The sequence below is a fragment of the Faecalibacterium sp. DFI.5.82 genome, assembly GCF_029076575.1.
Taxonomy (GTDB): Bacteria; Bacillota; Clostridia; order Oscillospirales; family Ruminococcaceae; genus Faecalibacterium; species Faecalibacterium duncaniae.
This window is the reverse complement of sequence record NZ_JARFIS010000562.1, coordinates 1-308: the sequence shown is the minus strand read 5'-3', so window position 1 is coordinate 308 and position 308 is coordinate 1. Positions and strand designations below refer to the sequence as shown.

The following is a 308-nucleotide window of genomic DNA, read 5'->3' as shown; positions in this document are numbered from 1 at the left end:
AACTGGCGGATCTCAGCCGGGACATCGTCCATGTGGCCGGGCGGCTGGGAGACGAGAGTTTCCGTCCATTGCAGACCGCCGGATTGCAGGGAAACAGCCTGAGCTACCGCAACAGCCGCATTGAGGAGCTGAAGGAAATCAGCGGAAACCGGGATATGACCCAGGGCGGCACCGCAGGCGGCGTGTCGGCGGCAAGTGCCATTGCGGCCCTGCAGGAGGCGGGCAGCAAGCTCTCCCGCGATATGCTCAAAAGTGCCTACCGGGCCTTTGCAAGGGAGTGCTACCTCATCATTGACCTGATGCGGCAG

1 pseudogene is annotated in these 308 nt (G+C 62.7%); it reads left to right on the top strand.

Annotated features, from left to right (window positions below):
- Positions 1-308: pseudogene (locus P0G09_RS17885) on the top strand (hypothetical protein); the annotation flags it as partial.